Below are 24704 nucleotides of genomic sequence, written 5' to 3'. Positions count from 1 at the left end.
ATGCAGCCAATCCCGGAACCCCAGCCATCGTCCTGGCAGCGCATGCTGCAGGACATCACTTCGCCCTTCGATCGCATCAGCGAGATGACCTACGGGGTGATCATGACCCTGACCATCATCTCGGTGATCTCCGCTGCCAGCACCGGGGCGACCCGGCAGGACCTGATCGTCGCCGCGCTGGGCTGCAACCTGGCGTGGGGCCTGGTGGACGCGTTGATGCTGCTGGTGCGCCTGCGGGTCGAGCGGGTGCACCAGCACGGTCGCCTGCGTGCCCTGCGGCGGACTTCCAGCGACACGGATTTCCGCGACGGCCTGGAGGAATTCCTGCCGCCGCGCCTGGTGGCCGTGCTGGAGCCGGAGGAGGTCTGGCGGCTGCGTCAGCGCCTGATGGGTTCCGAGCTGGGCTGCGGAGAACTGCGCCATGGCGGCGCGGAAATCTGGCTGGCGGCGCTGTTGATCGTGCTGCTGGTCACCGGTATCACCCTGCCGCTGATCCTGCCGCTGTGGCTGGTGCCCGACGACCTGCTGGCGCTGCGCCTGGCCCAGGGCATCGGCGTGACCATGCTGTTCGGCCTGGGCTGGCTGCTCAGCCGCTGGGCCGGCGATTCGCCCTGGCCGGGTGCGCTGGGTTTCATGGCGCTGGGCGTGGCCATGACCGGCCTGTGCATCGCGCTGGGCGGCTAGCGGCGCGGGGTTGCGCGTCTCTGCCGCCTGTCGCCGCCGAGCGGCACATGGCATCAAAGGAGCGGCAAGGCGCTTGCGCAGACGCTACGCTGGAAGATGTGGCCGGGGAATTCCGCTGCGCCGCTCGGCGCGTTCGGCGGAGTTGGCCACCATTTCGGGGGACGTTGCGGCATTTGACGTTTCCCGGCGGCACACTGAAGTGCCCGGAACGCGCCCGCCCAGGGTGCGTTCGTTGGCGGGGAATACACTCTGAACGTCTCGACAGGAGGTGCGTACCATGGAAAAGCCCCTCTCGGAGGATATCAGCGTCAACGTGTTGCGCCGGATGAAGGAAGGTGGCTTCGATTTCGCTCGCATTCATCCCATCGATTTTTTCGCCATCTTTTCCGATGAACAGAACGCCCGCAAAGCTGCCCGGCAGTTTCGCGGCGAATCGCTGAGAACCCAGGTCGAAGCCCGCGATGACGGCGGCTGGAGCCTGCAGATCAGCAAGGTGATGTTCGCCACCCACGCCGCCATCGGCGATTTCGAGCACGATCTTGAGGAAGTCGTGCTGCCACTGGGCGGTATTCTCGATGGCTGGGGCGTGACCCAGGAGGTCACTTCCCTGCGTTGATCGCAGCACGTCGTTGAGCCGCTCGACGGGCGGCCGATCTTCTACCCGCAAAATCCATTGCGCGCCGTTGCCTCGGGTGACGGCGCGCTTTGTCGTGGGCGGGTCTGCAAGCACACCCTTGCGGGTACGCCAGGTTCCCCCGCCGGCTGCGATGGGGCAGACTGCCGCGCGGAGGTGACCATGACCGATATCCTGATCCTGACCCACGTCGATTTCTGCCCGCCCGGCCATCTGGGGGCGCTGCTCGACCGTCTGCAACTGCCGTTCGAGGTGCGCCGCGCCGACCTGGGCGAGCTGCAAGGCTACGACCTGGAGCGGCCCAAGGCCGTCGCCATCATGGGCGGGCCGATGAGCGTGAACGACGACCTGCCGTGGCTGCGTGACGAAATCGCCGCGATCCGCCGCTTCATCGCGCGCGACGTGCCGATGATCGGCCACTGCCTGGGCGGCCAGCTGCTGGCCAAGGCGCTGGGCGCCGATATCCATCGTCTGCCGTACACCGAGCTGGGCTGGCAGCCGATGCGCCGCGAGGAAGGGCAGAGCCCATGGCTGGCGCACCTGCCGGAAGAATTCCCGATCTACCAGTGGCATGGCGATACCTTCGACATCCCCGCAGGTGCCACCCGCCTGTTGTCCAGCCCCTGGTGCGAGAACCAGGCATTCAGCTTCGGTGAGCGCATCCTCGGCCTGCAGGGGCACCCGGAAATGACCGAAGAGCTGGTCAGCGACTGGGTCAACGGCTTCCCGGAATACCTCGACCCCAGCCAGCCGAGCCAGGAAAGCGCCGAAGTTATGCTGGCCGACCTGCCGCAGCGCGTGGCAGCGATGAACCGAGTGGCGGAGGGGTTCTACCAGCACTGGCTGAAGCTGGCCGGGTTGGTCTGATCGGCGCCTCGCTTCGCACTCATGGTGCACTTCGTAGGATGGCGTGGAGCGTAGCGATACCCATCGATTCCCGGGCGTCGACAGCATGGGTATCGCTTAGGCTCCACCCATCCTACGGGATCTGCTCCTGGGCTGGGCATGGTGCTCTCCTGTAGGAGCGCCCGCTCAATGCTTGAACATGATATGCCGCGCCACGGTGTAGTCCTCCAGGCCGTACATGGACAGGTCCTTGCCGTAGCCGGACTGCTTGAAGCCGCCGTGGGGCATCTCGCTGCACAGCATGAAGTGGGTGTTCACCCAGGTGCAGCCGTACTGCAGGCGCGCGGCCACCCGTGAGGCGCGGCCGACGTCCCTGGTCCACACCGACGAGGCCAGCCCGTAGTCGGAGTCGTTGGCCCAACGCACTGCCTCGTCCGCATCGCTGAACGGCGTCACCGACACCACCGGGCCGAACACTTCGCGGCGGACGATCTCGTCGTCCTGCTGGGCGTTGGCCACCACCGTCGGTTCGTAGAAGAAGCCGTTGCCGCTGACCATTCTGCCGCCCGTGGCGATCTGGATGTGCGGGCTGGCCTTGGCGCGCTCGACGAAGCCGGACACGCGGTCGCGCTGGGCGGCGGTGATCAGCGGGCCGAGCTCGGTATCCGGGTCGTTCTGCAGCCCGGTCTTGAGGCTCGATACCGCGCTGGCCAGGTCGGCGACGAAGTTGTCGTAGACCTTCTTGCCGGCGTAGATGCGGCAGGCGGCGGTACAGTCCTGGCCGGCGTTGTAGAAGCCGAAGGTGCGGATGCCGGCGATCACATCTTCCAGGTCGGCATCGTCGAAGACGATCACCGGGGCCTTGCCGCCAAGCTCCATGTGCAGGCGTTTCACGCTGTCGGCGGCGCTCTTGATGATGGCCTTGCCGGTGCCCACCGAGCCGGTCAGCGAGACCATGCGCACCAGGTCGTGGCTGACCAGCGGCGCGCCCACGCTGGGGCCGCGGCCGAACACCAGGTTGACCACGCCGGCGGGGAACAGCTCGGCGATGAATTCGGCTACCCGCAGGGCGGTCAGCGGCGTCTGCTCGGAGGGCTTGAGCACCACGCAGTTGCCGGCGGCCAGGGCCGGGCCGAGCTTCCACGCGGCCATCATCAGTGGGTAGTTCCACGGCGCAATGGAGGCGACCACGCCCACCGGGTCGCGGCGGATCATCGAGGTGAAGCCGGGCAGGTATTCCCCGGCGGCGGAGCCGGGCAGCACGCGGCAGGCGCCAGCGAAGAAGCGGAACACGTCGGCGATGGCCGGGATCTCGTCGTTCAACGCGGCGGCATAGGGCTTGCCGCAATTGTCCGATTCCAGCCTGGCCAGTTCCTCGGCGTGTTCCTCGATGCGGTCGGCCAGGCGCAGCAGGAGCATGGCGCGGTCTTTCGGCGCGGTCTGCGACCAGCCGTCGAAAGCGGCGTTGGCGGCGCGCACGGCGGCGTCCACCTGGGCTTCGCTGGCTTCGGCGATCTGGCCGATCACGCCGCCGGTGGCCGGGTTGAGGATATCCAGCGGCGCGCCTTCGCCGGCGACGAACTGGCCGTTGATCAGGAGTTTGGTTTGCATGGGGGCTCCTCCGTCAGTGGGTTTCCCTCTCCCCAACCCTCTCCCTGAAGGGAGAGGGAGCTGTTCGTGCCGGCTGAAACCTGGGTTTCCTCCTGCGCCGATCCAGTCCCCTCTCCCTTCAGGGGGAGGGCTAGGGAGGGGGCGCTTGGCACAGAGTCATTTGCCACTCCCCGCCACATCGCTGGTGCCACGCGTCAGGTAGTACGCGCCGAGGATCGGCAGCATGGTGGCGAGCATCACCAGCATGGCCACCACGTTGGTGATCGGCACGTCGCGCGGGCGGGTCAGCTGGTTGAGCAACCACAGCGGCAGGGTGCGCTCGTGGCCGGCGGTGAAGGTGGTGACGATGATCTCGTCGAACGACAGGGCGAAGGCCAGCATGCCGCCGGCCAGCAGCGCCGTGGCGATGTTCGGCAGGATGATGTAGCGGAAGGTCTGCCAGCCGTCGGCGCCCAGGTCCATGCTCGCCTCGATCAGGCTGAAGGAGGTGCGGCGGAAGCGGGCGATCACGTTGTTGTAGACGATCACCACGCAGAAGGTCGCGTGGCCGATGACGATGGTCAGGAAGCCTGGTTCGATGCCCAGTGTCTTGAACGCCGAAAGCAGGGCGATACCGGTGATGATGCCGGGCAGGGCGATGGGCAGGATCAGCATCAGCGAGATGCTCTCCTTGCCGAAGAAGTCGCGGCGGTACAGCGCGCCGGCGGCCAGGGTGCCGAGGAGCATGGCGATCAGCGTGGCGACGCAGGCGATCTTCACCGACAGCCAGATCGAATCGAGCACGTCGCCGCGCTGGAAGGCGATGCTGAACCACTTCAGGGTGAAGCCCTGCAACGGGAAGCTGTAGGCCGACTCCTCGGTGTTGAAGGCGTAGAGCAGGATCACCAGGATCGGGAAGTGCAGGAACACCAGCCCGCCCCAGGCCGCCAGGCGCAGAAACCAGGAGGGACGGTCGGTGGAATGGGCATCAGAGCGCATCGAAAGCCCCCAGCCGCTTGGCGATGGACAGGTAGACGGCGATCAGCACGATGGGCACCAGGGTGAAGGCCGCCGCCAGCGGCATGTTGCCCACCGCGCCCTGCTGCACGTAGACCATGGTGCCGATGAACAGCCCGCTGGGGCCCACCAGTTGCGGGATGATGAAGTCGCCCAGGGTCAGGCTGAAGGTGAAGATCGAGCCGGCCACCACGCCGGGGAAGGCCAGCGGCAGGATCACCTGGAAGAAGGTCTGCCGCGGATGCGCGCCGAGGTCCGCCGAGGCTTGCAGCAGCGTCGGCGGCAGGCGTTCGAGGGCGGCCTGGATCGGCAGGATCATGAACGGCAGCCAGATGTAGGTGAACACCCAGAAGCGCCCGATATGCGAGGTGGACAGGGTGTTGCCGCCCACGCCGGGCACTTCCAGCAGCAGGTCGAGCACACCGAGCAGGTGCAGGTGCTCGATGACCCAGTAGAGGATGCCGCCCTTGGCCAGGATCACCGTCCAGGCGTAGGCCTTGACGATGTAGCTGGCCCACATCGGCAGCATCACCGCGATGTAGAAGAAGGCCTTCTCCTTCGGCCCGGCGTAGCGCGCCATGTAGTAGGCGACGGGGAAGGCGAGGACGGCGCTGGCTACCGACACGGCAATCGCCATGCTGAAGGTGCGCAGGACGATGTCATAGTTGGCCGGGTTGAACAGGGCCTGGTAGTTGGCCAGGGTCAGGTCCGGGGTCACCGCCATGGTGAAGTCGTCGAAGGTGTAGAAGCTCTGCCAGAGCAGGGCGAACAGCGAGCCGATGTAGATCACCCCGAACCACAGCAGCGGCGGGATCAGCAGCATCAGCAGGTAGAGCGTGCTGCGCCGGTAGAGGAAACTGGAGATCGCCCTCATGACGGCGGCTCTTCCAGCAGTGGCACCAGCGCGCTGCGTGCCCAGAAGGCAGTCACCGAATCGCCTGGTTTGGGCCGCTGCTCCTCGCGCTCGCCGTTGGGCAGGGCGGCCACCAGGCGCACGCCGTTTTCCAGTTCGATCTCGTAGCGGCTGCTGGCGCCCATGTACTGCACGTCGAACAGGGTGCCGCTGACTTCCAGCTCGCCTTCGCCGGCGCGGCCGAAGCGCACGTGCTCGGGGCGCAGCGAGTGTGGGCGCGCTTCGCCCAGCAGGCGCTGGGCGAGGTCGCCGCGCAGCACGTTGGCGGTGCCGACGAACTCGGCGACGAAGCGCGTGGCGGGGCGGCGGTACAGATTGGCCGGGGTATCGACCTGCTCGATGCGGCCCTTGTTGAACACCGCCACGCGGTCGGACATGGACAGCGCTTCGCCCTGGTCATGGGTGACGAAGATGAAGGTGATGCCCAATTGGCGTTGCAGCTTCTTCAACTCCACCTGCATCTGCTCGCGCAGCTTCAGGTCCAGCGCGCCGAGGGGTTCGTCCAGCAGCAGCACGCGCGGACGATTGACCAGCGCGCGAGCCAGGGCCACGCGCTGGCGCTGGCCGCCGGAGAGCTGTGCCGGCTTGCGCTTGCCGTAGCCGGCCAGGGCGACCATCCCCAGGGCTTCTTCGGCGCGGTGGTAGCGCTCGGCCTTGGCCACGCCTTTGACCTTCAGGCCGTAGGCGACGTTATCCAGTACGTTCATGTGTGGGAACAGCGCGTAGTCCTGGAACACCGTGTTGACGTCGCGCTCGTAGGGCGGCAAACCGGCCGCTTCCGCGCCATGGATGCGGATGGAACCGGAGGTGGGTTGCTCGAAGCCGGCGATCAGCCGCAGGCAGGTGGTCTTGCCCGAGCCGGAAGGGCCGAGCATGGAGAAGAACTCGCCGTCGCGGATCTCGATGGACACCGCATCGACGGCGCGCACCTCGCCGTAGTGACGGCTGACGTCGGTGAACTGGACGGCTGTGGTCATGCTGCGGGCTACCTGAATGGCGGGGGTGCATCAGAAAAGGTAGCGCATGGCGGGAAGGGCGCTTGGGAAGGGCGCTTCTCTGCCGGGTACGGAAAGGTGCTCAATGTAGGAGCGGACCTTGTCCGCGAAACCTGAACCAACGCAACGCGGTTCGAGGATTTCGCGGACAAGGTCCGCTCCTACGGGATCAACGGGGCCTCATCGTGGGGATCTATCTGCCTCCCATGATCGCAATGTAATCCTGCGTCCACCGGCTGTACGGCACACACTGCCCCTGGGAGCACTTGGCCTGCGGGGTCTTCCAGAAGGCGATGCGCTCGAACTGGTCGTAGCCGTTGGTGGCGCAACCCTGGGCGCCGAGCAGCTGGCTGCCGGTGCAGCCGCCGGGGGAGGCGGGCACCGAGCCGAACCAGGCGGCGACGTCGCCCTGCACCTTGGGCTCCAGCGACCAGTTCAGCCACTTGTAGGCGCACACCGGGTGCTTGGCGTCCACGTGCAGCATGGTGGTGTCGGCCCAGCCGGTGACGCCCTCGGTGGGGATGGTCGAGCCGATGGGCTGTTTCTCGCCTTCCAGCGCGTTCACCTGGTAGGGCCAGGAGCCGGAGGCGGCCACGCCTTCGTTCTTGAAGTCGCTCATCTGCACCGTCGCGTCGTGCCAGTAGCGGTGGATCAGCTTCTGCTGCCCGCGCAGCAGCTTGAGGGCGGCGGCGTACTGTTCCTCGTTGAGTTCGTACGGGTCCTGGATGCCCAGCTTGGGCTCGGCGGTCTTCAGGTAGAGCGCCGCGTCGGCGATGTAGATCGGCCCGTCATAGGCCTGCACGCGACCCTTGTTGCTCTTGCCGTCGGGCAGCTTCTGCTCGGTGAACACCACGCTCCAGCTGTCCGGCGCCTTGGGGAAGACCTTGGTGTTGTACATCAGCACGTTCGGCCCCCACTGGTAGGGCGTGCCGTAGTGCTTGCCGTCCACCGTGTGCCAGGGCGCGTCCTGCAGGCGCTTGTCGACGTTCTTCCAGTTGGGCACCAGGGCGATGTTGATTGGCTGCACGCGCTTGCCGTAGACCAGCCGCAGCGAGGCGTCGCCGGAGGCGGTGACCAGGTCGTAGCCGCCCTTGGCCATCAGGCTGACCATCTCGTCGGAGGTGGCGGCGGTCTTCACGTTGACCTTGCAGCCGGTGTCCTTCTCGAACTGGCTGACCCAGTCGTAGTTCTTGTCGCTCTCGCCGCGCTCGATGTAGCCGGGCCAGGCAATGATATCGAGTGCGCCCTCGGGCTGGCCGAGCTGCTTGAGCTCCTCGGCGGCCTGCAGGCTGGCGCTGGAAAGCAGGCTGACGCCGGCGAAGGCCAGCGTCGCGACTTTCATTAAAGACACAGATGACATGGACGGACTCCTGTTGTTCTTCGTTGTGGGAGCCACTGCGGAACCAGCGCGCAGAAAATTGGCACCTCCGTTGACCGCTGCGGGTCCATAGCGGAATGGACGCGCTCTTGCAGCGTAGTTCTGGCCCCATGGGCTGACAAGCGAGTGCCGGCGCGGCCCGTGGCCCCAAACGGGGCGTACTGCGCGCGGCCCGTGGCGGATTCGCACCATGGCAGTGCGAGCCCCGTGAGCAGCCTCTGCAAGCCATTGAATGGACAGGCAATCGACCTCTGGCACGGGCCTTGCGATGGCCCTCCTGCCAAGTAAGAGCATGCCGAGGAAGCGCGGCAACAAGGAGTGGAAGATGGCTCGGGTGTTCTATGACGAAATGCATGACGCCGCTGGCGCCTGCCGACCGCACTACACGGAATTCGCCCGCTGGCTGGCGGACATGCCCGGCGAACAGCTGCAGCAGCGCCGCCGCGAGGCCGACCTGCTGTTCTATCGCGCGGGGATCACCTTCACCCTCTATGGCGACGACCAGGGCACCGAACGCCTGATTCCCTTCGACACCATCCCGCGCAGCATCCCCGCCAGCGAATGGAAGATCATCGAGGCCGGCTGCATCCAGCGCGTGCAGGCGCTCAACCTGTTCCTCGCCGACCTCTACCACGACCAGCGCATCCTCAAGGAAGGCCTGATCCCGCCCGAGCAGGTCCTGGCCAACGACCAGTACCAACTGGCCATGCAGGGCCTGGACGTGCCCGGCAACGTCTATGCGCACATCGCCGGCATCGACCTGGTGCGCGACGGCAACGGCGCCTACTACGTGCTCGAGGACAACCTGCGTACCCCCAGCGGCGTCTCCTACATGCTGGAGAACCGCAAGATGATGATGCGCCTGTTCCCCGAGCTGTTCGCCGCCCAGCGCATCGCCCCCATCGACCATTACCCGAACCTGCTGCTGGACACCCTGCGCAACTCCAGCCCGCTGGATAACCCCAGCGTGGTGGTGCTGACCCCCGGCCGCTTCAACAGCGCCTACTTCGAGCACGCCTTCCTCGCCCGCGAGATGGGCGTGGAGCTGGTGGAAGGCGCCGACCTGTTCGTCCGCGACGAGCGCGTCTACATGCGCACCACCGCCGGCCCGCAGCCGGTGGACGTGATCTACCGACGCATCGACGACGACTTCCTCGACCCGCTGGCCTTCAACCCCGACTCGGTGCTCGGCGTGCCCGGCCTGCTGGCCGCCTATCGCGCGGGCAACGTGGTACTGGCCAACGCCATCGGCACCGGCGTCGCCGACGACAAGTCGGTCTACCCCTACGTGCCGGAGATGATCCGCTTCTACCTGGACCAGGAGCCGATCCTGCACAACGTGCCGACCTGGCAGTGCCGCCGCCCGCAGGACCTGTCCCACGTGCTGGCGCACCTGCCCGAGCTGGTGGTGAAGGAAGCCCAGGGCTCCGGTGGCTACGGCATGCTGGTCGGCCCGGCGGCGACCACGGCCGAGATCGAAGCCTTCCGCGCCCGCCTCATGGCGCGCCCGGAGGCCTACATCGCACAGCCGACCCTGAGCCTGTCGACCTGCCCGACCTTCGTCGAGAACGGCATCGCGCCGCGCCACATCGACCTGCGGCCCTTCGTGCTGTCCGCCCCGGACAACGTGCGCCTGGTGCCCGGCGGGCTGACCCGCGTGGCGCTGCGCGAAGGCTCGCTGGTCGTCAATTCGTCACAGGGTGGCGGTACCAAGGACACCTGGGTCGTAGAGGACTGAAACCATGCTCAGCAGAACCGCTTCCGACCTGTACTGGATGTCCCGCTACCTGGAGCGCGCCGAGAACCTCGCGCGCATGCTCGACGTGTCCTACTCGCTGTCGCTGATGCCCCAGGACGGCCGGGGCGATGGCCTGCAGGAGCTGGCCATGCCGCTGCTGATCACCAGCACCCTGGACGCCTACCTGGCGCGCCACGGCGAGCTGCACGCCGAGCGCCTGCTGAACTTCTTCGCCCTGGATGCGCAGAACCCCGCCAGCATCTACTGCTGCCTGGGCGCCGCCCGCGCCAGCGCCCATGCGGTGCGTGGACGAATCACCACCGACATGTGGGAGAACATCAACGCCACCTGGCTGGAGATGCGCGACATCGCCCACCAGGGCCTGCTGCGCTACGGCATCAGCCATTTCTGCGAATGGGTGAAGGACCGCTCGCACCTGTTCCGCGGCGCCACCTTCGGCACCAGCATGCGCAACGACGCCTTCCACTTCATCCGCCTGGGCACCTACATCGAGCGCGCCGACAACACCCTGCGCCTGCTCGATGCGCGCCACCAGGTGCTGGGCGAGCACAACGCCGGCCCGGCCGAAGGCACCGCGCGTGGCTACTACCAGTGGACTGCCCTGCTGCGCGCGCTGTCGGCCTTCGAGGGCTACACCGAGCTGTACCGCGACGCCCTCAACGCGCGGAACATCGCCGAACTCCTGCTGCTGCGCGAAGACGTGCCGCGCTCGCTGCTGGCCTGCGCCGAGGAGCTGCGCCAGATCCTCGCCAGCCTGCCCGGCATCAATGGCCGCCCGGCCCAGCGCCTGGCCGCCGAGCTGGAAGCGCGGGTGCGCTACACCGGTATCGACGAAGTGCTGGGCAACGGCCTGCACCCCTGGATCACCGATCACATCGGGCTGGTACGCCAGCTCGCCAACGCCATTCACAGCTCGTACCTGGAGGCCGCATGAAACTCTCCATCCGCCATGACACCACCTACCGCTACGAAGACCAGGTGCGCGCGAGCATCCAGTACCTGCGCCTGACCCCGCAGGAGAGCGAGCGCCAGCACGTGCTCGACTGGCAACTGCACCTGCCGCGCCCGGCGCACCCGCAGCGCGACGCCTACGGCAACATCCTCCACGTGCTGACCCTGGACGAGCCCCACGAGGCCATCGTCATCGCCGCCCACGGCCAGGTGGAGATCGACGTGGAGAACGAGCGCGAGCACGATCACCTGTCGCCGTTGCCGTTCCTGCGCAGCACCCGCCTGACCCAGGCCGATGGCGCGCTGCAGGAGTTCGCCCGCGCCCAGTGCGCCGAGCGCCGCGACCGCCAGGCGATGATCCGGCTGATGCAGGCGCTGAACGAACGCATCGCCTACGTGCCCGGTTCGACCCAGGTCGACAGCACCGCCGCCGAAGCCTTCGCGGCCGGGCAGGGCGTCTGCCAGGACCACGCCCACGCCTTCCTCGCCTGCCTGCGCTACCTCGGCGTGCCGGCGCGCTATGTCTCCGGCTACCTCTACACCGACAGCGACGAGCACCTGGCCAGCCACGCCTGGGCCGAGGCCTGGCTGGACGACGCCTGGTACAGCTTCGACGTGACCAACGTGCTGGATCGCCCCGAGCGTCACCTGAAACTGGCGGTGGGCCTGGACTACCTCGACGCCTGCCCGGTGCGTGGCATGCGCCGGGGCGGTGGCGGCGAGCAGATGCACGCCCGCGTCACCGTGGCGCCGGGGCACCTGCAGCAGATGCAGCAGGCACAGCAGTGACCGCGCGTGGCGCCCGCGCCGATCGCGGCTTAAGATCGGGGGCAGTTTCCCTGTCCATGAGACTGCCATGACCTATTGCGTCGCCATGAACCTCGCCCAGGGCCTGGTCTTCGTTTCCGATTCGCGCACCAACGCCGGCGTCGACAACATCGCCGTGTTCCGCAAGCTGCATATCTTCGGCACGCCGGGGGAGCGGCTGATCGTGGTGCAGAGCGCCGGCAACCTGGCCACCTCGCAATCGGTGATCAGCACGCTGCGCCAGCGCATGGGCAGCGACGAACCCAACCTCGGCACGGTGGAGAACCTCTTCGAAGCCGCGCGGCTGGTGGGGGCGACCCTGCGCGAGGTAGTCGACCACGACGAGAACATCGGCCAGAGCCAGGGCGTCGACCTGGGCAGCTCCTTCCTGGTCGGCGGGCAGATCGGCACGGAGGTGCCGCGCCTGTTCAACGTCTACCCCCAGGGCAACTTCATCGAATCCTGCCGCGACACGCCGTATTTCCAGATCGGCGAGAGCAAGTACGGCAAGCCGATCATCGACCGCGCCATGAGCTACGCAACGCCCTTGGAGCAGGCCCTGCGCTGCGCGCTGATCAGCTTCGACTCGACCATCCGCAGCAACCTCTCGGTGGGCATGCCGCTGGACCTGCTGGTGTACCGCGAGGGCAGCCTGGAAGTGCCGGCGGGGTATCGCATCCAGGAGGGCGACCCGTACTTCGAAGGCATCCGCAACCAGTGGGGCGCCGGATTGCGCCAGCTGCTGGGCGAACTGCCGGCGCCGCCGGGGGATTACTGGCACTGATTCCGGCGCCACGGTGGAATGACTTCGTAGGAGCGGACTTCGTCCGCGATGCCGACCGTCAGGTCGGCGCTCTGACCCGACCCCCTGTCCCGGCTGCGCCGGGATTTCGCGGAGAAGCTCCGCTCCTACGAAAGCCATGTTCGCTGGATGCCGGCAAGGAGCGGGCGTGGGGGCGATGATCGGGCGGCGGTCGGACGGGTTCGCGAGCAAGCTCGCTCCTACAGGGTTTCCATCGGAGCGGGCTTTTCGTAGGAGCGAGCTTGCTCGCGAACAATCGCCATGCCGATCTGGCCGTAGGGCGAATAACCTGGAACAGGTTATCCGCCGCCCCCTGTGTGGCGGATAGCGCTGGCGCGTCATGCGCCCTACGCAAGCGCCCGGATGATCAGCCGCCGGCCTTCACCTTCCGCCCCGCCATGTGCTTCAGGTAGGCGACGATCTGCTCCAGCTCCTGGTCGCTGATCACCTCCGCCGCAAAGCCCTTCATCCGCGCCTCGGGCCAGTGCCGCAGGCTCTGCGGATCGCGGATGTACTGCTTCAGGTAGCCCGGCGCGAAGTACTCGGTGGGGTTGTGCGGGATGTTCAGGTCCGGCCCGAACTGCGAGTCGCCGGCGCCATTCAGGCGGTGGCAGGCCAGGCAGTTCTTCTGGAACTGGGCGAAACCGTCCTGCACCTGCCTGGACGCATTCTTCGCTGGCAGCAGCGCCGGGAAGCGTTCGGCCAACGGCTTCAGGTAGCGGATGCTGGCGACCTGGAAGGGCCATTGTTCCGGGCCGATGCCGGCGGCCTCCGGGTCGGTCCACACCAGGTAGAAGGGGCCGGCGGACGGTTTGCCGTTGCCCAGCTTCGGCCAGGGCTTGCCTGGCTCCTCGATGGCCAGCCAGGCGCGTGCGCCTTTACCTTCCAGCAAGGGCGCGGCCGACAGCTCGGCAGCGAAGCCATCCAGCGCCACGGCCTGCAGGTGATCGGCCGGCTTCACGCCGTCCAGCAGCGCCGCCAGGGGCACGGCGCGGTAGCGCATGCTGCGGTTGTAGGAGACATCGGCGGGAATCTCGATGTCCTGCGCCTGGGGGTTGGCCAGCAGTTGCTCGGTGCTGAAGTTGTGCCTGCCGTCGGGCAATTCCAGGGCAAGGGTGGCGGCGAAGGCAGAGGGGCAGAGCAGGAGCAGCGTCAGCAGCAGTGGGCGCATGGTCGCATCCGGGCGAGAAATCGGGCCGCGGAACCATAGCAGAGGCTGGCGGGGTGATGCAGGGGGTGGCTCCTCCCGCGCTGCGTTGACCGTGGCTCGCGGATGGCGGCGCGCGGTGCGCAGCGGCGGGATGGCCGGTTGCTGGCCCTAGCCGACCAGACGACTCAGATTGGGAATGATCAGTACGACAGTGGTTGCGAAGACGATCAGGCTTGCCTGACGCCATTTTCTCGATTGTTTATCCATGATGTCCTTCCGCCTTTCTTGTTCTTGGCGCGGCGCTCCAACGGCCTGTTGTAGAGCAGCGCACGCCTTGGCTTCTGGTTTGTCGAACCGCTCCGGCAAAACCCGGCAACGGTACTTTCTGCATCATCTGCATCTGCACGTTTTCACTAACGGCACAATGGAGTCTAAGCCTAGTGCCGCGCGGGCTTAGACCATCTCGCAGCAAATGATGCAGCTTCAGGCATATTCCCTCTATATGACCGGGTCGTGACAGCTCTGTTCAGCTTTTCGACCGTTCGTCCAGCGGCGCCGACATCCCCTTTCCAGAGCCTTCGGCCCATTCGCCACCGGTCGGTGGCTGAGCGTGGCGGTCAATTGCGCTGAGCGCTGCGGTCATTGCCCCTGGCGGACAGGTCGCTAAGGTAGGCCGACACGCCACGCCTGCGTGACGACAACTCTAAGAGAGATCGCCATGACCGAAGCATTCATTTACGACGCCGTGCGCACTCCCCGCGGCAAGGGCAAGAAGGACGGCGCGCTGCACAGCGTCAAGCCGGTGAACCTGATGGCCGGGGTGCTGCGCGCGCTGCAACAGCGCAACCAGCTCGATACCGCCCAGGTCGACGACATCGTCCTGGGTTGCGTGACCCCGGTGGGCGACCAGGGCTCGGACATCGCCAAGACCGCCGCGCTGGTGGCCGACTGGGACGAGCAGGTCGCCGGCGTGCAGATCAACCGCTTCTGCGCCTCGGGCCTGGAAGCGGTCAACCTGGGCGCCATGAAGGTGCGTTCGGGCTTCGAGGATCTGGTGGTGGTCGGCGGCGTGGAGTCCATGTCCCGCGTGCCCATGGGCTCCGACGGCGGCGCCTGGGCGCTGGACCCGGAAACCAACCTGCACACCAGCTTCGTGCCGCAGGGCATCGGCGCCGACCTGATCGCCACCCTGGAAGGCTTCAGCCGCGCCGACGTCGACGCCTTCGCCCTGCGCTCCCAGCAGAAGGCCGCCAAGGCCCGCGCCGAAGGCCTGTTCGCCAGGTCGCTGGTGCCGGTGACCGACCAGAACGGCATCGTCCTGCTCGACCATGACGAATTCATCCGCGCCGACTCCACCCTCGAAGGCCTCGGCGCGCTCAAGCCCAGCTTCGAGATGATGGGGCAGATGGGCTTCGACGCCAGCGCGCTGCGCAAATACAGCTTCGTCGAGCGCATCGAGCACGTGCACACGCCGGGCAACAGCTCCGGCATCGTCGACGGCGCCACCGCCATGCTCATCGGCTCCGAGGCCAAGGGCCGCGAGCTGGGCCTGAAGGCCCGCGGGCGTATCGTCGCCACCGCGGTGACCAGCACCGACCCGACCATCATGCTCACCGGCCCCGCGCCAGCCACCCGCAAGGCGCTGGCCAAGGCCGGGCTGAAGGCCGAGGACATCGACCTCTACGAGGTCAACGAGGCCTTCGCCTCGGTGGTGATGAAGTTCATGAAGGACATGGGCGTGCCGGAGAGCAAGGTCAACGTCAACGGCGGCTCCATCGCCATGGGCCACCCGTTGGGCGCCACCGGCTGCATGATCCTCGGCACCCTGCTGGACGAACTGGAGCGGCGCAACCTGCGCTACGGCCTGGCCACCCTTTGCGTGGGCGGCGGCATGGGCATCGCCACCATCATCGAACGCGTCTGAGGCCGGAGAACAACAACATGACTGACGCCATCCGTTACGACAAAGGCCAGGACAATATCGTCGTCCTGACCATGGACATGCCCGGCCAGAGCGCCAACACCATGAACGGTGTCTACCGCGAGGCCATGGCCGCCACCGTGGCGCGCCTGGAAGCCGAAAAGGAGTCGATCGCCGGGGTGGTGATCACCTCCGCGAAGAAGACCTTCTTCGCCGGCGGCGACCTCAATGAACTGATCAAGGTGACCAAGGCCGACGCCCAGGCCTTCTACGCAGGCATCCTGGTGCTCAAGGGCCAGCTGCGCCGCCTGGAGACCCTCGGCAAGCCGGTGGTCGCCGCCATCAACGGCGCGGCCCTGGGCGGCGGCTGGGAAATCTGCCTGGCCTGCCACCACCGTATCGCCCTGGACGAAAGCCACGTCCAGCTCGGCCTGCCGGAAGTCACCCTGGGCCTGCTGCCCGGCGGTGGCGGCGTGGTGCGCATGGTGCGCCTGCTGGGCCTGGAAAAGGCCCTGCCGTACCTGGCCGAAGGCAAGAAAGTGCGCCCCGAACAGGCGCTCAAGGCCGGCCTGATCCACCAGCTGGCTTCCAGCCGCGAAGAGCTGCTGGCCAAGGCCCGCGAGTGGATTGCCGCCAACCCGGCCGCCAAGCAGCCATGGGACAGCGCCGGCTACAAGATTCCCGGCGGCACGCCGTCGAGCCCGGCCGTGGCGCAGATGCTGGCTATCGCCCCATCCGTGCTGCGCGACAAGACCAAGGGCTGCTTCCCGGCGCCGGAGAAGATCATGTGCGCCGCCGTGGAAGGCGCGCAGGTGGACTTCGACACCGCGCAGCTGATCGAGGCGCGCTACTTCACCGAGCTGACCACCGGCCAGGTGGCGAAGAACATGATCGGCACCTTCTGGTTCCAGCTCAACGAGATCAACGCCGGCAAGTCCCGTCCGCAGGGCATCCCGCCGCAGCAGACGAAGAAGGTCGGGGTGGTCGGCGCCGGCATGATGGGTGCGGGCATCGCTTACGTCTCGGCCGCCGCCGGCATCGACGTGGTGCTCAAGGACGTGTCCATCGAAGCCGCCGAGAAGGGCAAGGCCTATTCCGCCGGCCTGCTGGACAAGAAGGTCGGCAAGGGCCAGATGAGCGCCGAGAAGCGCGACGCTTTCCTCGCGCGGATCAAACCGACCGCCAGCGACGCTGACTTCGAGGGCTGCGACCTGATCATCGAAGCGGTGTTCGAGGACCGTGGCCTGAAGGCCAAGGTCACCGCTGCTGCCGAATCCGCTGCGCTTCCCGATGCGGTGATCGCGTCCAACACCTCGACCCTGCCGATCACCGGCCTGGCCGAAGCGGTGGCGCAGCCGCAGAAATTCATCGGCCTGCATTTCTTCAGCCCGGTGGACAAGATGCCGCTGGTGGAGATCATCCGCGGCGAGAAGACCGACGACGCCACCCTGGCCCGCGCCTTCGACTACGTCCTGCAGATCAAGAAGACCCCGATCGTCGTCCACGACAGCCGCGGCTTCTTCACCTCCCGCGTGTTCGGCACCTTCACCAACGAAGGCCTGGCCATGCTCGGCGAGGGCGTGTCGGCGGCGATGATCGAGAACCAGGCGCGCCAGGCCGGCATGCCGGTGGGCCCGCTGGCGATCAGCGATGAAGTCTCCATGAGCCTGATGACCCACATCCGCGAGCAGACCCGCAAGGACCTGGAGGCCGAAGGCAAGCAGTTGCCCAAGCACCCGGCCTTCGCCGTGGTGGACCTGATGGTCAATGAGTACAAGCGCCCGGGCAAAGCGGCCGGCGCCGGTTTCTACGACTATCCCGCCAATGGCAAGAAGCATCTGTGGCCGGAATTGAAGCAGCGCTTCGAGAAGGCTGATGCGCAGATATCCGCCGAGGACGTGCGCGACCGCATCCTCTTCGTGCAGGCCATCGAGACGGTGCGCTGCGTGGAGGAGGGCGTGTTGACCTCCACCGCCGATGCCAATATCGGCTCGATCTTCGGCATCGGCTTCGCCGCCTGGAGCGGCGGCGCGCTGCAGTTCATCAACCAGTACGGCCTGAAGGACTTCGTCGCCCGCGCCCAGTACCTGGCCGAACAGTACGGCGAGCGCTTCCTGCCGCCAGCGTTGTTGCTGGAGAAGGCGGCGCGCAACGAACCGTTCTGACCGGCTCTTTGTAGGAGCGAACTTGTTCGCGAACCCGGCCCCGCAGCGGGGGCTGTTCGCGAGCAAGCTCGCTCTTACAGGAAAAGCTCCTCCTTCCTGAACGAGGTGAGGGAAGGGAGTGGCCGGGGGAAACCAAAGTGCCCGCACGAACTGCCCCCTCTCCCGCTTGCGGGAGAGGGCTGGGGAGAGGGCGACCGTCCGCTCGGACTTCCAGGCGCACTCCTGAATAGCGAAACCGGCCCATGGCCGGTTTTTTCTTGCCCGCACACACCTTAGGATGACGCCTCTCACCCGCGCAGGACCGCCCCGATGACTCCTCCCGCCCTGTTGATCATCGACCAGCAGAAAGGCATGCAGGCCAGCCCCGAGCCGCGCAACAACCCGCAGGCCGAGCAGCGTATCGGCGAGCTGCTCGCAGCATGGCGCGGAAAAGGGTGGCCGCTGGTGCATGTCCGCCACCTCTCGCGCACCCCGGGCTCACCGTTCTGGCCGGGACAGCCAGGTGCGGAGTTCCAGGACGCGCTGGCGCCGCTGGAGCATGAACACGTGGTGGAGAAGAACGTCCCCGACGCCTTCATCCACAGCGGCCTGGAGCGCTGGCTGCGTGTGCGCGGCATCGAGGCCGTGGTGATCTGTGGTGTCAGCACCAACAACTCGGTAGAGGCCACGACGCGCTCGGCGGGTAACCTGGGCTTCCAGACACGGGTGGTGGCGGATGCCTGCTTTGCCTTCGCCAAGCCCGATTTCAACGGCCTGCAGCGCAGCGCTGAAGAGGTTCACGCCATGTCCCTGGCCAACCTGCAAGGCGAATACGCGCAGGTGCTGGACGCGAACTCGCTGCTGCGCGAATGGTCACTGAACTGAATCCTTGCCAACCGGCCGTCACTCCTGTGCGCCCGTGCAATTGAAGGAAATCGCTTTTTCCGGTATTTCCCCTGCAATTCCTGCGCAAGAATCCGCTTCGGCATCTTGTGTGGTGAAAAAATAGGGCGTAATTTTCACGCGCGTTTCATTCGTACCAGGAACCCATTCTCTTATCCCCCAGGAATCACCACTGCATGTCGCTGCGTATCTGCATTCTGGAAACCGACATCCTCCGCCCCGAACTCATCGATCAGTACAAGGGTTATGGCTGGATGTTCCAGCAACTGTTCGCCAAACAACCCGTTCCGGCCCAGTTCACGGTCTACAACGTGGTGGAAGGGCATTACCCGCCCGACGATGAGACGTTCGACGCGTACCTGGTGACCGGCAGCAAGGCGGACTCCTTCGGCACCGATCCCTGGATCCAGACCCTCAAGGACTACGTGCTCAAGCTCTACGAGCGCGGCGACAAGCTGCTGGGCGTGTGCTTCGGCCACCAGCTGCTGGCACTGGTGCTGGGCGGCAGGACCGAGCGCGCCAGCCAGGGTTGGGGCGTGGGCATCCACGATTACCGCATCGAGGAGCAGCCGCAGTGGATGACCCCATCGCTGGGCGATGGCCTGACCCTGCTGGTCAGCCACCAGGACCAGGTCACCGAGCTGCCCCACGGCGCCCGTCGCATCGCTTCCAGCGACTTCTGCCCGAATGCCGCCTACGCCATCGGCGACCAGGTGCTGTGCTTCCAGGGCCATCCGGAATTCCAGGCCGACTACTCCCAGGCGATCCTCGAACTGCGCAAGCCGATCTTCAGCGAGCCGGTCTGGCAGGCTGGCATCGACAGCCTCGCGCGCCCGCACCAGGGCACGGCGGTGGCGGAGTGGATGATGCGCTTCGTCCAGCAGGGCCGCGACGAGAAGAACAAGGCCGAGAAGAAAAGCGCCGCCTGATAGCGGATGCGCTGAATGAAAACGCCGCTCGATCGAGCGGCGTTTTCTTTTGCAGGGCCGTTGGCGGGCGCCTTCGGCGCTGCTGGATGCGCCGATCAGCCGGCGAAGTCCAGGGTTTCCTTCCAGCGGGTTTCCAGCGCCTTGGTGTCGTGGTCGAAGGGGTGGAAGCCGGGGCGGAAGTAGTCCAGCCACGGGCGGATCAGGTTGACGAAGTAGCCGCGGCGCGGGTGCAGCAGTACGCCCAGGCCGTGCTTCCAGCTGCGCCAGTTGAACAGCTGGCCGTCACGGCGCAGCAGGTTGATCTGGAAGCCGGCGATCACGCCGAGGAAGATCACGGTGGTCAGCAGCATCACCGCGGTACGGGTGAAGTAGCCACCGTAGACCTGCTGGTAGACGTCGTAGGCCACCGCCTTGTGCTCGTTTTCCTCGACGGCGTGCCACATCCACAGCTTGTACATCTTGTCCGACTTCATCTGGCTGCTCAGGTCTTCGCGCTTGAGCAGCTGTTCGGCCATGGTCGCGGTGAAGTGTTCCAGGGCGCAGGTGATCGCCAGCTGGTGCTTCCTGGTGGTGACCTTGCTGATGGATTCGAGCAGCACCTTGATGCGCAGCTCCAGAGTTTCCAGGTCGATGCCGTGCTCGTCGGCGTACTCGTTGTAGGCCGCGTGCTCCTTGGAGTGCATGGCTTCCTGGCCGATGAAGGCGCTGACGTCCTTCTGCAGCTGCGGGTCCTGGATGCGCTCGCGCACGGCGCGCACGCTGTCGACGAAGAACTTCTCGCCGTAGGGGAACAGCGAGGACAGGTTGTTCATGAAGTGGGTCATGAACGGCTGCCCGTCCCACCAGTATTTCGGCGTTTCACTGAAGGTGAAATCCATGCGGCGGACCGGGAAGTTGGCGCGGATCGGCGTGGTATTGGCGTTCATGACTAACTCCTTGTTGTTTTGCGGGCGCCTGGCGGACGGGAGTGCGGCACGTGGCAGGTGCGGCAATCCGGGCGAGCCCTGTCGTTAGTTCGCGATGCCACCTTCGAATGTGTCATCGGTTGATGTCATGTTCGGAGTCTTGTCGGACAATCGCCAGGTCATATCTGGCCGCGCCGGGGTCGAATCAGGCCAAGCGGGGTACGACCAGCCATTGGATGGGGCAGGTCCAACGCGAATGGCGGAAACGAAAACGGGCGCCGAAGCGCCCGTTGCCTGTCACCGCTGGTCTGTCACTGCTCGTCTAGGGCGAAGGCAGTCAGGCTGTAGGTGGGGATCTGCGCGTCGTTGAGCTTGGTCGAACCGCCCAGCTCCGGCAGGTCGATGATCGCAGCGGCTTCGTACACGCTGGCGCCCATGCGGCGTACCAGCTGAGCGGCGGCCAGCAGGGTGCCGCCGGTGGCGATCAGGTCATCGAAGATCAGCACGCTGTCGCCTTCGCACAGGCTGTCGGCATGGACTTCCAGCAGGGCTTCGCCGTACTCGGTCTCGTAGGCCTGGGCCAGTACGTCGGCCGGCAGCTTGCCGCGCTTGCGGAACAGCACCAGGGGCTTGTTCAGCTCGTAGGCGATGATCGAACCGATCAGGAAGCCGCGCGCATCCATGGCGCCGATGTGGGTGAAGTCGGCCTCGACATAGCGCTGGATGAAGCTGTCGGCGACGAAGCGCAGGGCTCGCGGCGACTGGAACAGCGGGGTGATGTCACGGAACATGACGCCGGGCTTGGGAAAGTCGGGAACGGCGCGGATCACGGACTTCAGGTCGAGTGGGTTGAGGATCATGCTGGATGTGCACCTGATGCGGGTTTTTGCAGAGGCCAAAGTATAACGGGCCCGCCAGTCGGCGAGCCCGTTTTCGATGACCGGAAAGTCATCCAGTCAGTCAGCTTTGCCCTGGATCAGCTTTCCAGTTGGCCACCGGCGAGGGCGCACAGCTCGATGGAGTCGAGGATGTGCACTTCCTTGCCTTCGGCGGCGATCAGGCCGTTCTGCTGGAAGCGGGTGAACACGCGGGACACGGTTTCCACCGCCAGGCCCAGGTAGTTGCCGATCTCGTTGCGCGACATGGCCAGACGGAACTGCTGGGCCGAGAAGCCGCGGGCGCGGAAGCGTGCGGAGAGGTTCACCAGGAAGGTGGCGATGCGCTCGTCGGCGGTCTTCTTCGACAGCAGCATCATCATCTGCTGGTCATCACGGATTTCGCGGCTCATCACCCGCAGCAACTGGCGGCGCAGTTGCGGCAGTTGCTCGGAGAGTTCGTCCAGACGCTCGAAGGGAATTTCGCAGACCGAAGTGGTTTCCAGCGCCTGGGCCGAGACCGGGTAGCTCTCGGTGTCCATGCCGGACAGGCCGACCAGCTCGCTGGGCAGGTGGAAGCCGGTGATCTGCTCTTCGCCGCCATCGGTGATGCTGAAGGTCTTCAGGGCGCCGGAGCGCACGGCGAAGACGGAGCCGAAGGCATCGCCCTGGCGGAACAGGAACTCGCCCTTCTTCAACGGCCGGCCGCGTTTGACGATCTCGTCGAGGGAATCCATGTCAGTGGCGTTCAGCGACAGGGGCAGGCAGAGGGGCGCCAGGCTGCAGTCCTTGCAGTGCGCCTGGGGGAGGGCGCGCACTTTGATGGTTTCGGCCATGAGTGTTCCTTGAATGGGATGGCACACAAAAACCAAGGGTACCGCAGACGGCAAGTCGCGCGCCAGTTGGCGACCTGTCTGAATCGCAGGTTTCAGCCGCGCAAATGAGGGTTTGCGAGGGCCGTGTCGGGTCTCGAATTCTTTCGAAAAGTGCCGCGGCAGGGCTGTTCCCTCACCACGAAATTGCAGACATATCCTGTTGCAATGGGTGCGACAGTTGGCCCCGTACCGTCGGTCGCGCGAGGAGGAACCCGCGGGTCAGATGACCCGCGAGAAGCGCTGCAGGTTCTGCATCGGCAGGTAGCGGTCGAACAGCATGCACAGCGAACGCACCAGTAGCCGGCCCGAGGCGCTGACGTCGATGCCGCGCGGACCCAGGTGGATCAGTCCGTCCTCGGCGAAGCGTTCCAGCTCGGGCCAGATTTCGCCGAAGTAGCCGCGGAAATCGATGTTGTAGAGCTCCTCGATCTCCTCGAAGTCCAGCTGGAAGTGACAGATCAGCTGCTGGATCACCGCGCGGCGGATGATGTCGTCCTTGTTGCAGTGCAGGCCGCGGCGGGTGGCGAGCTGGCCCTGGTCGAGGGTGCTCTGGTAGTCGGCGATGTCGTTGCTGTTCTGGCTGTAGAGGTCGCCGATCTGGCTGATCGCCGAGACGCCCAGGCCCACCAGGTCGCAATGGCCGTGGGTGGTGTAGCCCTGGAAGTTGCGCTGCAGGGTGCCGTCTTCCTGGGCCATGGCCAGCTCGTCGTCCGGCAGAGCGAAATGGTCCATGCCGATGTAGCGATAACCGGCGGCTTCCAGCTGCTCGGTGGTGCGCTGCAGCATTTCCAGTTTCTGGCCGGGGGAGGGCAGGTCTTCGGCATTGATCCGCCGCTGCGGCGGGAAGCGCTCGGGGAGGTGCGCGTAGTTGAACACCGACAGCCGGTTGGGCTGCAGGGCGATGACCTGTTCCACGGTGTGGGCGAAGGTATCCGGGGTCTGCCTGGGCAGGCCGTAGATCAGGTCGATGTTGATCGAGCGGAATTGCAGGGTGCGCGCCGCATCGATGATGGCGCGGGTCTCGTCGAGGCTCTGCAGGCGGTTGATGGCCTGCTGCACCTCCAGGTTGAAGTCCTGCACACCGATGCTGGCGCGGTTGAAGCCCAGTTCGCGGAGCAGGCCCATGGTCGACCAGTCGGCCTCGCGCGGGTCGATCTCGATGCCGTAGTCGCCGAAGTCGCCCTCGACGAAGTGGAAGTGCGTGCGCAGTTGCGCCATCAGCTCGCGCAGCTGGCCGGGGCTCAGGAAGGTCGGGGTACCTCCGCCGAAATGCAGCTGCTCGACTTGCTGCTGGCGACCCAGGTGGCGGCTGACGATCTCGATTTCGCGGATGAGGCGGGCGAGGTAGGGGGCGCTGCGGCCACGATCCTTGGTGATGACCTTGTTGCAGGCGCAGTAGTAGCAGATGTTCGCGCAGAACGGCACGTGCACGTAGAGCGAGAGTGGCCGTTGCGCTTTCTGGCTATCACGCAGGCCATGCAGCAGGTCGAAGGGTCCGACTCCTTCGTGGAACTGCACGGCGGTGGGATAGGAGGTATAGCGCGGGCCGGCCAGATCGTAGCGGCGTATCAGATCTGCGTCCCAGCGAATATTGTCGAGCATGCCGATGTTCCCCGGTGGCGAGCTTGTCCTGCGCAGTCTAGGGAGTGTCCGACAGAGGCCTGTTGACCTGTATCAAGCGGCTTTATGGTGGGCAATGCCGGCGCTGGCGTGCATTTCGTGGCCCATGATCCAGGCCTGGTGCGGGCCGGGCAGGGTCCACAGGCCGAAGAGGATCACCAGGATGCCGCCGGCCATGCGCACGCTGCGCTTGCGCAGCAGCGCAGTGATGCGCTCGGCAGCCAGCCCTGTGGCCAGCAGCACCGGCCAGGTGCCCAGGCCGAAGGCGAGCATCAGCAGCGCGCTGTCCACCGCCGAGCCCTGGCTGGTGGCCCACAGCAGGGTGCTGTAGACCAGCCCGCACGGCAGCCAGCCCCAGAGCGCGCCCAGCAGCAGCGCGCGCGGCACGGTGGCCACCGGCAGCAGGCGGCTGGCGAAGGGCTGGATGTGCTTCCAGAGGCCACGGCCGAGGGCTTCGATGCGGGTCAGGCCACTCCACCAGCCGGCCAGGTACAGACCCATGGCGATCAGCAGCAGGCCGGCGATCACCCGCAGCGCCGAGGCGAACGGCGTGCGCGCCACGGCCCAGCCGGCGAGGCCGAGCAGCAGCCCGGCGCAGGCGTAGCTGAGGATACGACCAAGATTGTAGGCCAGCAGCAGACGCAGGCGACGGCCGCGCTGCTCCGGCGGGATGGCCATGGTCAGCGCGCCCATCAGGCCGCCGCACATGCCCAGGCAGTGACCGCCGCCGAGCAGGCCGAGGATCAGTGCGGACGCCAGCAGCGGCGCCAGTTCAGGCATCGCGACGGTCCTGCTGCTGGCCCTGCTGCTGGCCTGAGTGCGAGTCGCTGCCCTCGGCTTCGTCGATACCGGCCTGGTGCTTGGGGTCTTCGTCGTCGAACAGGATGCTGTGGGCCGGGCCGTCCATGTCGTCGTACTGGCCGCTGTTCACCGCCCAGAAGAAGATCGCGATGCAGATGCCGACGATGACCACGGCGACCGGAATCATGATGTAGAGAGCGGGCAT

The 24704-nt window shown here is 66.2% G+C and carries 23 protein-coding genes; 11 read left to right on the top strand and 12 right to left on the bottom strand.

The features are described from left to right. From HNP46_RS05430 to HNP46_RS05420, 3 genes are all read left to right on the top strand, one after another. Nucleotides 1-684 carry a hypothetical protein gene (locus HNP46_RS05430; RefSeq protein ID WP_184586566.1) on the top strand — a complete coding sequence of 228 codons (684 nt, stop codon included), beginning with the start codon at nucleotides 1-3 and terminating at the stop codon, nucleotides 682-684. Between the two features lie 277 nt (nucleotides 685-961). Then, on the top strand, nucleotides 962-1300 hold the full coding sequence (locus HNP46_RS05425; RefSeq protein WP_184586564.1) for a ribonuclease E inhibitor RraB: 339 nt from the start codon (nucleotides 962-964) through the stop codon (nucleotides 1298-1300). Between the two features lie 180 nt (nucleotides 1301-1480). Next, nucleotides 1481-2185, top strand: a complete 705-nt coding sequence (locus HNP46_RS05420) for a type 1 glutamine amidotransferase (RefSeq protein WP_184586562.1) — start codon at nucleotides 1481-1483, stop codon at nucleotides 2183-2185. A 165-nt stretch (nucleotides 2186-2350) separates the two neighbouring features. On the opposite strand, the gene HNP46_RS05415 is transcribed toward HNP46_RS05420, so the two are convergent. The 5 genes from HNP46_RS05415 to ydcS all read right to left on the bottom strand — a co-directional run bounded on the left by HNP46_RS05415 (nucleotide 2351) and on the right by ydcS (nucleotide 8021). Then, nucleotides 2351-3775 (bottom strand): gamma-aminobutyraldehyde dehydrogenase, encoded by a 1425-nt coding sequence (locus tag HNP46_RS05415; RefSeq protein WP_184586560.1) that lies wholly within the window; start codon nucleotides 3773-3775, stop codon nucleotides 2351-2353. Nucleotides 3776-3931: 156 nt separating this feature from the next. Next, the gene (locus HNP46_RS05410; RefSeq protein WP_184586558.1) at nucleotides 3932-4753 is read right to left on the bottom strand and encodes an ABC transporter permease; all 822 of its coding nucleotides are present in this window, start codon (nucleotides 4751-4753) and stop codon (nucleotides 3932-3934) included. Continuing rightward, nucleotides 4743-5645: an ABC transporter permease gene (locus HNP46_RS05405; protein WP_184586556.1), complete on the bottom strand. Its 903-nt coding sequence runs from the start codon at nucleotides 5643-5645 to the stop codon at nucleotides 4743-4745. The genes HNP46_RS05410 and HNP46_RS05405 overlap by 11 nt, the downstream gene beginning before the upstream one ends. Further along, nucleotides 5642-6661, bottom strand: a complete 1020-nt coding sequence (locus HNP46_RS05400) for an ABC transporter ATP-binding protein (protein WP_184586554.1) — start codon at nucleotides 6659-6661, stop codon at nucleotides 5642-5644. Before HNP46_RS05400 ends, HNP46_RS05405 begins: the two co-directional genes overlap by 4 nt. A gap of 211 nt (nucleotides 6662-6872) precedes the next feature. Further along, nucleotides 6873-8021, bottom strand: a complete 1149-nt coding sequence (gene ydcS / locus HNP46_RS05395) for a putative ABC transporter substrate-binding protein YdcS (protein WP_184586552.1) — start codon at nucleotides 8019-8021, stop codon at nucleotides 6873-6875. 361 nt (nucleotides 8022-8382) lie between these two features. Between ydcS and HNP46_RS05390 the strand changes: the two genes are divergently transcribed. The 4 genes from HNP46_RS05390 (at nucleotide 8383) to HNP46_RS05375 (ending at nucleotide 12358) form a co-directional block, all read left to right on the top strand. Continuing rightward, entirely contained in the window at nucleotides 8383-9795 is a 1413-nt protein-coding gene (locus tag HNP46_RS05390; protein ID WP_184586550.1) for a circularly permuted type 2 ATP-grasp protein, read from the top strand. 4 nt (nucleotides 9796-9799) lie between these two features. After that, nucleotides 9800-10750 carry an alpha-E domain-containing protein gene (locus HNP46_RS05385; protein WP_184586548.1) on the top strand — a complete coding sequence of 317 codons (951 nt, stop codon included), beginning with the start codon at nucleotides 9800-9802 and terminating at the stop codon, nucleotides 10748-10750. Then, entirely contained in the window at nucleotides 10747-11556 is an 810-nt protein-coding gene (locus HNP46_RS05380; protein ID WP_184586546.1) for a transglutaminase family protein, read from the top strand. The genes HNP46_RS05385 and HNP46_RS05380 overlap by 4 nt, the downstream gene beginning before the upstream one ends. A 67-nt stretch (nucleotides 11557-11623) precedes the next feature. Beyond that, on the top strand, nucleotides 11624-12358 hold the full coding sequence (locus HNP46_RS05375) for a proteasome-type protease (RefSeq protein WP_184586544.1): 735 nt from the start codon (nucleotides 11624-11626) through the stop codon (nucleotides 12356-12358). A gap of 385 nt (nucleotides 12359-12743) precedes the next feature. Here HNP46_RS05375 and HNP46_RS05370 read toward each other — a convergent pair whose 3' ends face one another. Next, entirely contained in the window at nucleotides 12744-13547 is an 804-nt protein-coding gene (locus HNP46_RS05370; protein ID WP_184586542.1) for a cytochrome c, read from the bottom strand. 697 nt (nucleotides 13548-14244) lie between these two features. Here HNP46_RS05370 and HNP46_RS05365 point away from each other — a divergent pair. The 4 genes from HNP46_RS05365 to HNP46_RS05350 all read left to right on the top strand — a co-directional run bounded on the left by HNP46_RS05365 (nucleotide 14245) and on the right by HNP46_RS05350 (nucleotide 19423). Beyond that, complete coding sequence (locus HNP46_RS05365) at nucleotides 14245-15450, top strand: acetyl-CoA C-acetyltransferase (RefSeq protein ID WP_184586540.1); 1206 nt, start codon at nucleotides 14245-14247, stop codon at nucleotides 15448-15450. A gap of 17 nt (nucleotides 15451-15467) precedes the next feature. Then, nucleotides 15468-17612: a 3-hydroxyacyl-CoA dehydrogenase NAD-binding domain-containing protein gene (locus HNP46_RS05360; RefSeq protein ID WP_184586538.1), complete on the top strand. Its 2145-nt coding sequence runs from the start codon at nucleotides 15468-15470 to the stop codon at nucleotides 17610-17612. A 309-nt stretch (nucleotides 17613-17921) separates the two neighbouring features. Then, nucleotides 17922-18476: a cysteine hydrolase family protein gene (locus tag HNP46_RS05355; RefSeq protein WP_184586536.1), complete on the top strand. Its 555-nt coding sequence runs from the start codon at nucleotides 17922-17924 to the stop codon at nucleotides 18474-18476. Between the two features lie 194 nt (nucleotides 18477-18670). Next, the gene (locus HNP46_RS05350) at nucleotides 18671-19423 is read left to right on the top strand and encodes an amidotransferase (protein WP_184586534.1); all 753 of its coding nucleotides are present in this window, start codon (nucleotides 18671-18673) and stop codon (nucleotides 19421-19423) included. 95 nt (nucleotides 19424-19518) lie between these two features. On the opposite strand, the gene HNP46_RS05345 is transcribed toward HNP46_RS05350, so the two are convergent. From HNP46_RS05345 to ccoS, 6 genes are all read right to left on the bottom strand, one after another. Next, a complete protein-coding gene (locus HNP46_RS05345; RefSeq protein WP_184586532.1) occupies nucleotides 19519-20349 on the bottom strand; it encodes a metal-dependent hydrolase in 831 nt (276 codons plus the stop codon). 290 nt (nucleotides 20350-20639) lie between these two features. Next, complete coding sequence (locus HNP46_RS05340; RefSeq protein WP_184586530.1) at nucleotides 20640-21188, bottom strand: adenine phosphoribosyltransferase; 549 nt, start codon at nucleotides 21186-21188, stop codon at nucleotides 20640-20642. 116 nt (nucleotides 21189-21304) lie between these two features. Next, a complete protein-coding gene (anr, locus tag HNP46_RS05335) occupies nucleotides 21305-22039 on the bottom strand; it encodes a transcriptional regulator Anr (RefSeq protein ID WP_184586528.1) in 735 nt (244 codons plus the stop codon). Nucleotides 22040-22297: 258 nt separating this feature from the next. Further along, nucleotides 22298-23680: an oxygen-independent coproporphyrinogen III oxidase gene (hemN, locus tag HNP46_RS05330; RefSeq protein ID WP_184586526.1), complete on the bottom strand. Its 1383-nt coding sequence runs from the start codon at nucleotides 23678-23680 to the stop codon at nucleotides 22298-22300. Between the two features lie 72 nt (nucleotides 23681-23752). Beyond that, entirely contained in the window at nucleotides 23753-24478 is a 726-nt protein-coding gene (locus tag HNP46_RS05325; RefSeq protein ID WP_184586524.1) for a sulfite exporter TauE/SafE family protein, read from the bottom strand. Further along, nucleotides 24471-24704 (bottom strand): cbb3-type cytochrome oxidase assembly protein CcoS, encoded by a 234-nt coding sequence (ccoS, locus tag HNP46_RS05320; RefSeq protein WP_184586522.1) that lies wholly within the window; start codon nucleotides 24702-24704, stop codon nucleotides 24471-24473. Before ccoS ends, HNP46_RS05325 begins: the two co-directional genes overlap by 8 nt.

It is taken from the genome of Pseudomonas nitroreducens (assembly GCF_014204515.1).
Taxonomy (GTDB): Bacteria; Pseudomonadota; Gammaproteobacteria; order Pseudomonadales; family Pseudomonadaceae; genus Pseudomonas; species Pseudomonas nitritireducens_A.
Note: the sequence above shows the minus strand (reverse complement) of the source record. Positions and strands in the feature narration are given on the sequence as shown.

Bases quoted from the DNA above. Each gene is read 5' to 3' on its own strand.
- HNP46_RS05340 (WP_184586530.1), bottom strand. From the start codon at position 21,188: ATGATCCTCAACCCACTCGACCTGAAGTCCGTGATCCGCGCCGTTCCC.
- HNP46_RS05385 (WP_184586548.1), top strand. From the start codon at position 9,800: ATGCTCAGCAGAACCGCTTCCGACCTGTACTGGATGTCCCGCTACCTG.
- HNP46_RS05375 (WP_184586544.1), top strand. From the start codon at position 11,624: ATGACCTATTGCGTCGCCATGAACCTCGCCCAGGGCCTGGTCTTCGTT.
- HNP46_RS05390 (WP_184586550.1), top strand. From the start codon at position 8,383: ATGGCTCGGGTGTTCTATGACGAAATGCATGACGCCGCTGGCGCCTGC.
- HNP46_RS05405 (WP_184586556.1), bottom strand. From the start codon at position 5,645: ATGAGGGCGATCTCCAGTTTCCTCTACCGGCGCAGCACGCTCTACCTG.
- HNP46_RS05415 (WP_184586560.1), bottom strand. From the start codon at position 3,775: ATGCAAACCAAACTCCTGATCAACGGCCAGTTCGTCGCCGGCGAAGGC.
- HNP46_RS05380 (WP_184586546.1), top strand. From the start codon at position 10,747: ATGAAACTCTCCATCCGCCATGACACCACCTACCGCTACGAAGACCAG.
- HNP46_RS05325 (WP_184586524.1), bottom strand. From the start codon at position 24,478: ATGCCTGAACTGGCGCCGCTGCTGGCGTCCGCACTGATCCTCGGCCTG.
- HNP46_RS05410 (WP_184586558.1), bottom strand. From the start codon at position 4,753: ATGCGCTCTGATGCCCATTCCACCGACCGTCCCTCCTGGTTTCTGCGC.
- HNP46_RS05425 (WP_184586564.1), top strand. From the start codon at position 962: ATGGAAAAGCCCCTCTCGGAGGATATCAGCGTCAACGTGTTGCGCCGG.
- HNP46_RS05370 (WP_184586542.1), bottom strand. From the start codon at position 13,547: ATGCGCCCACTGCTGCTGACGCTGCTCCTGCTCTGCCCCTCTGCCTTC.
- HNP46_RS05360 (WP_184586538.1), top strand. From the start codon at position 15,468: ATGACTGACGCCATCCGTTACGACAAAGGCCAGGACAATATCGTCGTC.
- HNP46_RS05350 (WP_184586534.1), top strand. From the start codon at position 18,671: ATGTCGCTGCGTATCTGCATTCTGGAAACCGACATCCTCCGCCCCGAA.
- HNP46_RS05420 (WP_184586562.1), top strand. From the start codon at position 1,481: ATGACCGATATCCTGATCCTGACCCACGTCGATTTCTGCCCGCCCGGC.
- HNP46_RS05365 (WP_184586540.1), top strand. From the start codon at position 14,245: ATGACCGAAGCATTCATTTACGACGCCGTGCGCACTCCCCGCGGCAAG.
- HNP46_RS05430 (WP_184586566.1), top strand. From the start codon at position 1: ATGCAGCCAATCCCGGAACCCCAGCCATCGTCCTGGCAGCGCATGCTG.
- HNP46_RS05355 (WP_184586536.1), top strand. From the start codon at position 17,922: ATGACTCCTCCCGCCCTGTTGATCATCGACCAGCAGAAAGGCATGCAG.
- ydcS (WP_184586552.1), bottom strand. From the start codon at position 8,021: ATGAAAGTCGCGACGCTGGCCTTCGCCGGCGTCAGCCTGCTTTCCAGC.
- anr (WP_184586528.1), bottom strand. From the start codon at position 22,039: ATGGCCGAAACCATCAAAGTGCGCGCCCTCCCCCAGGCGCACTGCAAG.
- hemN (WP_184586526.1), bottom strand. From the start codon at position 23,680: ATGCTCGACAATATTCGCTGGGACGCAGATCTGATACGCCGCTACGAT.
- HNP46_RS05345 (WP_184586532.1), bottom strand. From the start codon at position 20,349: ATGAACGCCAATACCACGCCGATCCGCGCCAACTTCCCGGTCCGCCGC.
- ccoS (WP_184586522.1), bottom strand. From the start codon at position 24,704: ATGCCCGCTCTCTACATCATGATTCCGGTCGCCGTGGTCATCGTCGGC.
- HNP46_RS05400 (WP_184586554.1), bottom strand. From the start codon at position 6,661: ATGACCACAGCCGTCCAGTTCACCGACGTCAGCCGTCACTACGGCGAG.